The sequence below is a fragment of the Mucisphaera sp. genome (assembly GCF_965279675.1).
GTDB lineage: Bacteria > Planctomycetota > Phycisphaerae > Phycisphaerales > Phycisphaeraceae > Mucisphaera.
On sequence record NZ_CBDIIJ010000002.1, the window covers coordinates 68417 to 78781 of the forward strand.

Consider the following 10365-nt stretch of genomic DNA (forward strand, 5'->3'; position numbering starts at 1 on the left):
GCGATTCGCACTCTTTGCAAGTTTCGCTTGAACTCGTACTGGTTCGCATCGTTTGTAGTATTTGCGAGGTTTACTTATCAGCCTGCAACCTCCGGATGGGCAGTCCTAAATGGATCTTCCGCGACTAACTCGAAGAACTAGATTTACAGGTAGGTGCTGGCACGTTTGTAGTGAATCAGTCAGTGCCTTCGCTGTCGCAGCTGGTCACGATCTGGCATCGGCTGACGCATCAACAAAAATGCATGGTGCACCGGGTCATGGAAGTCATGGCCAACTAAGCATTGGCCGACTAGGAAAAAATAGCTCGAGGGTCGTGTCGAACCCAGACCAGTCATTTCAACCGTGATTCTCTTCTCTTGTAGCGGCTTGTTGTCCTCGGTCTGATGCGAAGCAAACGCGATCTGCACCTCAGTGAACAGTGACTTCTTGATTCAAACGACCTCGTTAAAACAACATCGAATCATGTGCAAAAACCAGCATTCCGGATAGATCAGCGTGCTGGGAGAGACGCAGTTAGGATCTGTGCATGAATACCAGCTCAAACAAGTCGGTAACGGCTTTCATACATGGACAAGACGCCAGCCATACTTATCTCGCTCGCCTCCTGTTAGTCCTGCTGCTGATCCTCGCACCTTCAGAACTCAGCGCCCAACACGCTAGTCCCGCTACTCTCCCCGACGTCGAACAACTCGACTTCAACAACCCGGTCGATCAGACATCCACCGCCAACCAGCGTGCGGAAACAGCCGCCAGTCGAATGGGGCCAAACACCGTCGAAGCCCTGCCGTACATCCGTCTCACGCCCCGTACACTAGATATACCCGGGATCGCCAACAACCGGCTCAGCCTCAACGGCACCTGGGACTTCATCCATGAAGTGCCCGCTACTTTCGATGGCTCGGGAGATTCAGCCAGCGACTGGCAGAAAGTAAATATACCCGGGCACTTCGCCTTCCAGGGTCACCCCAGAATGCACGCCGAGTTTGGCGTGCCCGTCGCCTATCGAAAGTCGTTCGATGTGCCCGCCGGCTGGCAGGACCAAACCGTCATCCTCAGATTCGAAAGCGTCGACGGCTTGACCCGAGTCTGGGTCAACGGCCAGCCCGTCGGTGAAAACGACATCGCCACACTCCCAAGCGAGTTCGACATCACCCCCTGGATCAAGCCCGGCCAGCCAAATGAGATCACACTGACGGTGGAAACCTCCCTCGTCACCTACTGGTCACGCCGAGAGCTAGGCGGCATCAACCGCAACGTCTACCTACAGGCACTACCCCAGACCCACCTCTCACGCCTGCAGGTCGATGCCGACGTCGAAGACGGGAAACCCGCCACCCTTAACGTCCACCTCGCGATCACCAATGACGCCGATGAACCCGCCACACAACGCCGCCTCGGCTTCACCGTCACGGACGACACCGCTTCCAAGAATCCCGTGAGACTCCTCGACGCCTCTGAGATCATGCTCCCACCCATCGCGCCCCGCCAGACGATGCACCTCACTGTGCCGCTCAAGGCCGAGAACGTCAGGCAGTGGACAGCCGAAACCCCGCACCTCTACCACATCACCGCCATGCTCAGCCAGAACAACAACGGCTCCGACACACCAACCAGAATCATGTCCGCCAGCCAGCGATTCGGCTTCAGAACCATCGAGGTCGTCGGATACGAACTCAGACTCAACGACCGACCCGTCAAACTCCGGGGCACGAACTACCACATCACTTACCCCGAGCTAGGCGAAGCCGTCCCCAAGGAAATCATCCGCAAAGACCTCGAGCTGTTCCAGTACGTCAACTTCAACGCCCTTCGATCCCGACCCACACCAGACATCGCCTACGTCGACCTCTGCGACGAAATGGGCATCTACACCACCGTCGAAGCCATGGTCACCCTCATGATCTACGCCCGCGGCATCACCCGCGATCACGGCGCCAACCCCGACATCGCACCCGGCTACCGCAACCACGTCGCCACCATGATCGAAAACTACTACTCCAACCCCTCGGTCATCGCCTGGGGACTCGCCAACGAATGCCCCTACTACGACTGGTTCCGCACCGCCGCCCCGGGCATGAAACACCGCGACCGCACGCGTCCACTCTTCTTCGGATCCGATCGACGCGAAGGCGTCAGCATCCCCCATATGGACCTCAACGACGACCACTACCCCCGCGACGAGCAAAACCCCGAGGGGCCTCACTACGGCATCGGCGATACCGAAGACCCAACGACCATTCGCGGTCTCGCCTGGGACTACCCCGACGACCGCCCGAACATCTTTACCGAATGGATGGGAATCCCCGGCGAGCCCACCAAAGAAACCGAGTTCGACCCCGGCATCTACGACTTCTGGGCTCACATCGCCGACACCCACATCGAAGCGCTCTATCGGTTCCCCCACTTCGCAGGCGGTTTCCACTTCAAAGGCGCTCCCTACATCGGCGCCAAAGAAGTCTCCTGGGGCGGGGTCTTCGACGCTCACCGCAACCTCAATGACCTCTCCTGGCACGTCAGGAAAACCCACGCACCTGTCCGGATCTTCAACACCCGAGGCGTGCGCGACGAGACCTCCCAACACGCCAGATTCGAGGTCGCCAACCGCTACGACTTCCTAGATCTCAACCAACTCACCTTCCGCTGGCGTCACGTTGACGACCAGAAAGGGGAGGCTCACGTCGAGGCCCCGGCCCGAACAACCGGCCACCTCTTCATCCCCATGACTTCCAGCCAGATGCACCGGGTCAACATGCAGATCATCGATCCGACCGGCCGAACCATCGACGAACTCAACCTGACCATCCCGGCTTCTGACGAGGTCCGCAGAGAACAGCGCCGCGAGCAGCAACGTGCCGCCCGAAAGAAAGCCGAGGCCAGCATCGAGCCCCCACCCACCTACGCCGAACGATACGGCCACTGGATCATCCAAGCCGGTCAAACCGAAATCCACATCGATCAGACAACCGGACTTCTCACATCCGCCTCAATAGAGGTGAACCAAGAGAATGCAACCATCCTCGACGGCTCACCAACGCTCTTGGTGCTCCCGTCTCTCCGTCGCAACTTCCGCAATCAGGGAGAGGCGGCTCTGACCAACCAGGCCACTGACTGGCAGGCACGCCACGTCACCCTGCTAGAACAACCCGACCGGATCGCGGTCATCGCGCAAGGCGGGTACACCAGCGCGCAGGGAACTTTCATCACCAGCCTGCACCACGACGGCCGCATTGAGATCAACTACGCCTTCGTCTGGACCAGCCTCGCCAACCTGGAGCTCTTCTCCGCGGGCCTGGGCCTGCAAGCCGGCCCGAGCTTCAACAGCCTGCACTGGGACCGCCGAGCACGCTGGACCGATTACCCCGAGCACCACATCGGCAGAGCCGCCGGCGTTGCCTCGGCCGCCGGCCACCCACGCTGGAATGAGGCTCAGATAATCGCTGCGCAGACGCCGAAGGACCAACCGATGCCCGATATCCCCTGGTCGCAGATCCTCGCGGCCGATGGGGTCACCAGAGACTTCCGCAGCACCAAGTTCAACATCTACACCGCCGGTCTCTTCGACGAAGCAGGCCACGGCGTCCGAATCATCGGCGACGGCCACGGCCTGCATGCCCAGGCCCTGCCCAGTACAGATGGCGACGGCTACACGCTCCACGTGCTGAACTTCCACCGCGGCGGTTCCAGCCCTCACATCACCAAATCAATCAGGTTCGATCAGAAAGAGCTGAGACCCGGCGAAAGTTTCAGCGGCAAGGTCGTCCTCGAACTCGCGCGCCCCGAGTAAGCGATAACCTTCAGGCAGCATGACGGCGATACAACACGCTCGGAAGCATGATAGAAACAGGCTTTGGGATCGGGTTCATCTTCATGTGCGGAGGTCTGGGAGATTGTTACGCTCCGCCCAGAGCCACAGCCTGGCTGCAGGCTCAGGTTGGGATTGGAGAGGATCAGCGAGGAGGCGTCTAGGCCGGGGAGGCCGGAGGTGTGGCTGAGGGCCTGGCGGATGGTGATGTCGCGTTTGTCGGGTGTGTTGTACTCGGGTATGAAATCATTGATACGGCTGTCGAGTGAAAAGGGCAGAACACTCGACTCGGCCACCGACATCATCAGAGCGCCACTCATGGTCTTGATGGAGGTGTCGGCGGCGGCGATATCGCCCATGTGCCAGGCTCCAAGCGCCCCTAATAGAGGGCCTGGCCGTCCTGCAGAACCTAGATCTCAAAGCCCGGGATGGCTTCGTTAACGTTGAGACCCATAGGGCACCCTCGGTGAGGTTGGTTAGGGTCGGCAAGGTCTCGGCCTGTGCCAGGCAATGGTACAGTGATAGGGTGAGGAGCCTGACGAGTAGGTGCCGGTGGCGAGGCATCGGGTAGATCTTGGTCCGGTGTATTATCTTCCGTGCACGCTGATGGCAGGGCTAACGCGGGTGCGCGTCGCGTATTGCGGTCAGGTTTCTCAAAAATACCCCGGCCTGCCGAGGTTTGTACAGGTGACATTTCCGATATTGGGTAGCCGCAAGTGACCCGCCCCCAGTCACTAGGTACAACCGGATCTCGGATGATGATGGGGCTGCGCGTCCCCCTATCTTGATGCCAGTCTCGATGCTCGCCTCGAGCATCAATGACCCGCAGCTAGTTCCAGATCCAAGCAAGGCGAAAACATCTAGGCTTCTTCATGGCTAAGGCTCCTTCGAAAACCCCTGACCAGAGTCGTCCCGGATTTTTAACATCGCCTGGATCAAGTTCTAGATTATGAGTCACAGTTCCCTTAGGCAGGACTGTATTCTAAGATAACTTATGAGAACAGGATTGAACGACGACGTGTAGCAGGTAGCTTGTTAGTCAAAATCAACTACCTTAGAGGCTTGTGGCAGTTTCATGTCTGTTTCAGGGCGCATTGCTTTTCGATAACTGGGAGGCAACTTGGTCATGTCGAACCGTCTACTTGGAAGTTCTTGCTTCGGTGTGTTCTTGTTGCTGGGGCTATCCGCACCAGCTGACGCGCAGGTGCCTGCAGGTGGGGTTTTCCTCTCCTACCAAACAACGGCACCCAGCGCCCTTCTAAATGTGACTTTTGTCATTGGCGACGAGGAACCGATCCGGTTTGACGGGATCACACCGGGACCGCCGGTCGATCTGCTTGCTCTGGGCACGACTCTGCATGGGAGCCTCGATCGGGTCGCCGTGGAACCTTCGACCGTCTATTACGAGGATCCTGTGATTATGGCTACGGTCTGCGAGGATGCGGGGCAGGCGGCCGAGTCGCCCAGCTTCATGTTTGCGCCCACCGTCGGAACGGAACCACTGATCTTTTTCGCCATCGATGGGTCGCTTGGGAGTGAACCGGAGACGGGCCTCGATAATATCTTCACTGTCGTGGACGGTCTACTGACTACTGCAGAACGGCGATTCGCAGTGCGGAAGCTAGGCACGAACACCCTCGACGATATCTTCTCGGGTGCCGTCACGCAGGCTGATCTTGCCCCTTATTCAGGTGAGGTGGTCGCGTATCAGTTCGTCACCTTCACGGTGCCAACCCCTGCTTCACTCTCATTGCTCGGCCTCGGCGGGCTATTGGCGATGATGCGACGCAGAGCCGACTCGGCGAGAAATGCCGCCTAGATTCCCGTACACCTGATGGGCCTCGTGAAACCCAAGAGTAAATAGCGTGGGCGCAGCTGATCAATCCAAAAAAGCTGAGCCCATCATGTTAATCGCGTAACTTGACGCATTCCCGTATCTGCAGAGAACAGCATGAAAACCGCCGTCTTCTCAGCAAGACCCTACGACCGCAGATCGCTGAATGGTGCCAACGAACGAGCGGGGCGTCCGCACAGCCTTGACTTTCTCGATGATCTCGACTCGGGGAGCCTGACCGGTCCAAGACTGACGCCGCGTTCAGCGGGTCTAGCCTCCGGATACGAGGCGGCTTGCGTCTTCACCAATGACGACCTGAGTCGTGAGACACTCAGTGCGCTTGCCGAGGGTGGTTGCCAGACGGTCGTCTTGCGCTGCGCTGGCTACAACAATCTGGATATTGATTCGGCCAAAGAGCTCGGCTTTCGCGTCGCACGAGTTCCCGCTTACTCTCCGCACGCGGTGGCCGAGCACACCGTTGGCCTGTTGCTTTCGATCAACCGAAAGATCCACCGTGCTCATCAGCGTGTCCGCGAACAGAACTTTTCACTCGACGGCTTGCTGGGCTCCGACCTTCACGGCAAGACCGCTACGGTTGTCGGTGCGGGTGCCATCGGCGCAGTACTCCTCCGCATCCTCCAGGGATTCGGATGCAAAGTCATCGCCGTGGATCCAAATCAATCTCAAGAGTTGCTGGCTGCTGGCGTTGAGTACCGATCCCTTGAGAGGGCTCTGCCGTCTTCAACCATTGTTTGTCTAACCTGCCCACTCAACGACCATACACACCGATTGATCAATCAGAAAACCATTTCTCTGATGCCAAAGGGAACCCTTTTGGTGAACACAGCGCGTGGAGAGGTCGTCGATACGCATGCACTCATCCAAGCGCTCAAGGACGATCATTTCAGTGGTGTGGCGTTGGACGTGTACGAAGAAGAGCAAGGTCTGTTCTTCGAGGATCGTTCGTCTTCGATTCTCCAGGATGACACCTTCGCACGCCTGCTTACCTTCTCGAATGTCCTGGTCACCTCACACCAGGCCTTCTTTACGCGAGAGGCGCTGGACGCCATTGCGGCAACAACTATCGAGAATCTCTCCAGCATCAGTAAAGACGGCACACCTCCAAACCGTAATAGGATTCCCGGCATGCCTCAGCCCAGTTGAGCCAAGCGGCATTTTCCGACCAACGCTCGAAGCGAAAGAAACAGCGAAGGACTGGAAACAGACGACATCATGCACGGACTGTGTATCTACAATGAAGAACCTCTGGTCGCTGCTAAAACCCATCAATTTGCTTTGATTACCCCTACCGCTGATCCCGCCTACGTTCCTTCACTATGCGATCCACAGCATGCGTTTAAGCCAAGATACAGCTGCAACTGCCCCGGTGGATAACGGCTATGGCCGAGCACGGCTCTGGCTCGGTATCAGTGGCGTTGGCCTCATGGTGCTCCTTGCCGCCACCGGGCTACTCCTCCTCTATGTGTCCAAACCTGTGCTCGAGTCACAGCCTGATGCCTATGTGCTCGCATCATTCGTTGGCCTATACGCCTTCATCCACACGCCCCTGGATTGGCTGGGCGGCTATCTTCTCCCGCACCGGTACAACCGGCCACATCCAACGTTTTGGAGGTATCTGGCTAACTGGTCCCGAGGCGTGGCGGTCCACTCGATCTGTCTCTTCGCCTGTGCCATGGGTCTGCTCTTTGCGTCCAGTCAACTCGGCGCTGGCGGCGCGGTGATCTGGACCATGACGCTGTCCGTGATTCTGCTGTGGCTGCGTCGTCCGTACGCTCGACTGCTGGCAAGACTGACTCCGGCCGTTAAAGATGGGGTCTCCTTGATGGCGTCCGAAGATCAGGGCTTCACCGGCGGGCTCGACGGGATGACCTACCCTCGGCAGGATGTTCAGCCTCAACTCTGGCATGAGAGCTTCCCGAAGAGCCAAATCGAGGCCATCAGCCAACGGAGAGCCGAAGCCGGTCGGTCAGGACTCTTCGCGCGTGGAAGACTGTTTGCCCTGGTCTTCATCATGACCGGCTCATCGATCAGCGCTTCAGCCGTGGGTTCCGAAGGACTTGCGACAGCGGTCGGAGTGATCCAGTACGCCTGCGCTTTCACCCTGTGGTCTTTTCTCGGGTTGCTTGTTCTGCCAACGCTCAGCCGCAACGCAGCCACAACCATCGATCACCGCTTGACTGCGTCCGGCACACTTGATGAATCATCGATCAATGATGCCCTGAACAGCATCAATACACTCCAGGATGCTGAGCAGCGACGCCCTGCGATGGTGGAGACCGTCTTCCATCCCATCCGAAGCCCATCGCGACGGCAGGGAGGACACGGCTCATCGATGCTCGCCGCATGGGATGTGGCTCGCATCACCGTCTACATGAGTCTGGCGGGTTTGTCGCTGCTGGGTCGCGCAGTCCACTGCAATGTGGGCAGACCCGCTCTGTGGGCTTATCTCCCAAGCGAATGACTGACACGCATATTGCCCGCTGTCTAGTAAAGCAGCTTCCGCAACCACCAAATCTAGAGAAGAAGCACCACGATCGCGGCAGAGATGACCAGCGAACCCGAAAGTCGCAGCACAAAAGCGCGGCGTGACCCAAAGCGTTCGACCGACGGTGTAAGCGTGGCAAGCACCCCAACGAGTAGAACACTCCAGACGCCCCGGGTCCCGTAGACAACATTGATGCCCGTGGGATCGCCAAACACTCCGAGCGACCAGATTAGAATCAAAGCCTGTGCCGCAAAGAGCAAGGACCCGAGCACAAGCCACGACCGACCCGATGGGGGCCAGACAAAGACAGGCTCACCCGTGACCTTCGGCAGCGTCAGGCAGAGGCCGACAGCCACCACCATGGCAAGAGGTACGGTCTGACCAAAACCGTGGACAAGAGACCAATGCTTGACGCCGACATCAAAGGCCGAGAACGACAGGGCTGCAACAAAGGACACCGAGAGACCAATCCAGACGGCGTCGCGAGATAATCCCTGTTCGTGCCCGCCTTGTTCGCCGTGGTTGCCGGAGCAGGCCAGGATAATCACGCCCACCATAGATAGAACCGCAGCAATCCAATCCTGGCTCGACACGAGACCACCCGCACCAAACGCGTCGAGCACAGCCACGAGGACGACTTTGGTTCCCAGCATCGGTGTTGCAAGCGACACCGCCCCTCGATCGAGAGCGACGACCGTTGCAGCGAGTCCCAAATAGAACATCACGGCCAGCGCAACAATCGGTCCCCAAGCCACCGCTTCACGCCAGGGCTGATCCAGCCATGGATAATGCACAGCCATGAAGCTGACCGCTGTCGCAGCCATCGCCCAGAGAGTCACCTGTGCCGAGTTGAGCCCACAACGCTGAGACGCCTTCATGAACCAAGCACTCAGCGCATACAAAATGGCTGCGATCAGTGGATAGACCAGATAGAAGGACGACGACATCGAGGCCGATCATAGGGGGCTGACATACGCTGACCTGCGGCTCCATCTTGATGGGGCCCGGCTTTTTGCAGGGCGTGGCCTCAGCGGGCTGCTCTGCCGCTTATCTGACTTGGCGGGCGTAGGTCGATGCGCTCTGCCTTGGCGGAACCAAGTTAGGGATGCTCAACAGCGAAGCCATGGACTTCTTCAACCGGCAGGAAACCCGAGACTTCGATCGCAGATGCAAGCAGGCGGGGCAGCTGGCGAGCTAGATGCGCTGTGTCGCAGCGCCATGGATCGGCATGCCCGAAAATGGAGCCTGGCATAAGCACGCGAGGCACGCGAACGACTGTGCCAAGAGACTGGCAAGCGGTATCGAAATGATCGCACCTGGCTCTGTGGTCCACCCGATCGAGGCCAACGCGGTCTTTCTTCAGTGGTCCGAAGCAGTCGCCAAACAACTTCGCGAACTCGACTGGGTCTTCTATCGTTTCATCCGCGAGGGCCATCATCGGCTCATGGGCAACCCAGGATGCCGAGATCCAGAAGTTCTTGGATGACCTCACTAAGGGCATGGAGAAACAAGATTAGCGCTCATCTTCGGGCCAAATTTAGATGCCAAGAGTGATTGTTGGTGCTCGATTGCATGAACAAGACTCAGCAAGTACTTGGGTGGTGCCTTTCAAGAATTAAGACATCTGTTAGCCGTGGCGAACCACAAAATCCCATGCAACTCCCTGCCAAGCACAGCTTTGTGTGCAACAGCCATATCAATCTGAGGCAAAAAAACAGCTTGGCAGCCACAGAGAATGGGTTATGCTTACATCCTTGAGGCGTGCGAGTTGTGTGAATCTGGAGAATGTTGATCACGCGTTTTAGACAGTCCTTTCATTGAGCGTGAGTGACTACGTTTGGTTTTGAATTGATTGCTGGAGAGGTGGATTGTCATATCTCGTGTGGGAAGGGACCCCACACATTCATGGACCCCGCGTGGTGAACCTCCACAGGCACGGCCTGCCGTGGACCAAACGGGTAGCACGGAGAAGAGGCTGTGTTCAGATCAAGCTGGCGTTTTGGTGGTCGGTTCAGAAAAAGAGTTCTGCGATCGATCAGGAGGATGCTCGGTCTTAAGCCCAACCGGCCCGGGATTGCGCAGCGAATCACGCAGCTCCAGAGCGGTGCGCGCCTACGGCTGAGACACTACCTCGATGCCTCCCTGCGACGCTGGGGAAGCCAACGAAACGACGCGACAGACAGGCAGCTGATCAGCTCGCCCACGACCTCTATCGGCGGGATC

6 protein-coding genes are annotated in these 10365 nt (G+C 58.1%); 4 read left to right on the forward strand and 2 right to left on the reverse strand.

Going from position 1 to position 10365, the window contains the following annotated elements:
* Positions 1-526 precede the first annotated feature (526 nt).
* Positions 527-3784 (forward strand): glycoside hydrolase family 2 TIM barrel-domain containing protein, encoded by a 3258-nt coding sequence (locus ACQZAB_RS00435; protein ID WP_428386211.1) that lies wholly within the window; start codon positions 527-529, stop codon positions 3782-3784.
* Here ACQZAB_RS00435 and ACQZAB_RS00440 read toward each other — a convergent pair.
* A complete protein-coding gene (locus tag ACQZAB_RS00440) occupies positions 3715-4161 on the reverse strand; it encodes a serine hydrolase domain-containing protein (protein ID WP_428386212.1) in 447 nt (148 codons plus the stop codon). The genes ACQZAB_RS00435 and ACQZAB_RS00440 overlap by 70 nt on opposite strands.
* Before the next feature lie 767 nt (positions 4162-4928).
* Here ACQZAB_RS00440 and ACQZAB_RS00445 point away from each other — a divergent pair.
* The 3 genes from ACQZAB_RS00445 to ACQZAB_RS00455 all read left to right on the forward strand — a co-directional run bounded on the left by ACQZAB_RS00445 (position 4929) and on the right by ACQZAB_RS00455 (position 8118).
* A complete protein-coding gene (locus ACQZAB_RS00445; protein ID WP_428386213.1) occupies positions 4929-5621 on the forward strand; it encodes a hypothetical protein in 693 nt (230 codons plus the stop codon).
* A gap of 132 nt (positions 5622-5753) precedes the next feature.
* The gene (locus tag ACQZAB_RS00450; RefSeq protein ID WP_428386214.1) at positions 5754-6800 is read left to right on the forward strand and encodes a 2-hydroxyacid dehydrogenase; all 1047 of its coding nucleotides are present in this window, start codon (positions 5754-5756) and stop codon (positions 6798-6800) included.
* Between the two features lie 187 nt (positions 6801-6987).
* Entirely contained in the window at positions 6988-8118 is a 1131-nt protein-coding gene (locus ACQZAB_RS00455) for a hypothetical protein (RefSeq protein WP_428386215.1), read from the forward strand.
* A gap of 53 nt (positions 8119-8171) precedes the next feature.
* On the opposite strand, the gene ACQZAB_RS00460 is transcribed toward ACQZAB_RS00455, so the two are convergent.
* A complete protein-coding gene (locus ACQZAB_RS00460; RefSeq protein ID WP_428386216.1) occupies positions 8172-9089 on the reverse strand; it encodes an EamA family transporter in 918 nt (305 codons plus the stop codon).
* Between the last annotated feature and the right edge of the window lie 1276 nt (positions 9090-10365).

Bases quoted from the DNA above. Each gene is read 5' to 3' on its own strand.
- ACQZAB_RS00435 (WP_428386211.1), top strand. From the start codon at position 527: ATGAATACCAGCTCAAACAAGTCGGTAACGGCTTTCATACATGGACAA.
- ACQZAB_RS00440 (WP_428386212.1), bottom strand. From the start codon at position 4,161: ATGGGCGATATCGCCGCCGCCGACACCTCCATCAAGACCATGAGTGGC.
- ACQZAB_RS00445 (WP_428386213.1), top strand. From the start codon at position 4,929: ATGTCGAACCGTCTACTTGGAAGTTCTTGCTTCGGTGTGTTCTTGTTG.
- ACQZAB_RS00450 (WP_428386214.1), top strand. From the start codon at position 5,754: ATGAAAACCGCCGTCTTCTCAGCAAGACCCTACGACCGCAGATCGCTG.
- ACQZAB_RS00455 (WP_428386215.1), top strand. From the start codon at position 6,988: ATGCGTTTAAGCCAAGATACAGCTGCAACTGCCCCGGTGGATAACGGC.
- ACQZAB_RS00460 (WP_428386216.1), bottom strand. From the start codon at position 9,089: ATGTCGTCGTCCTTCTATCTGGTCTATCCACTGATCGCAGCCATTTTG.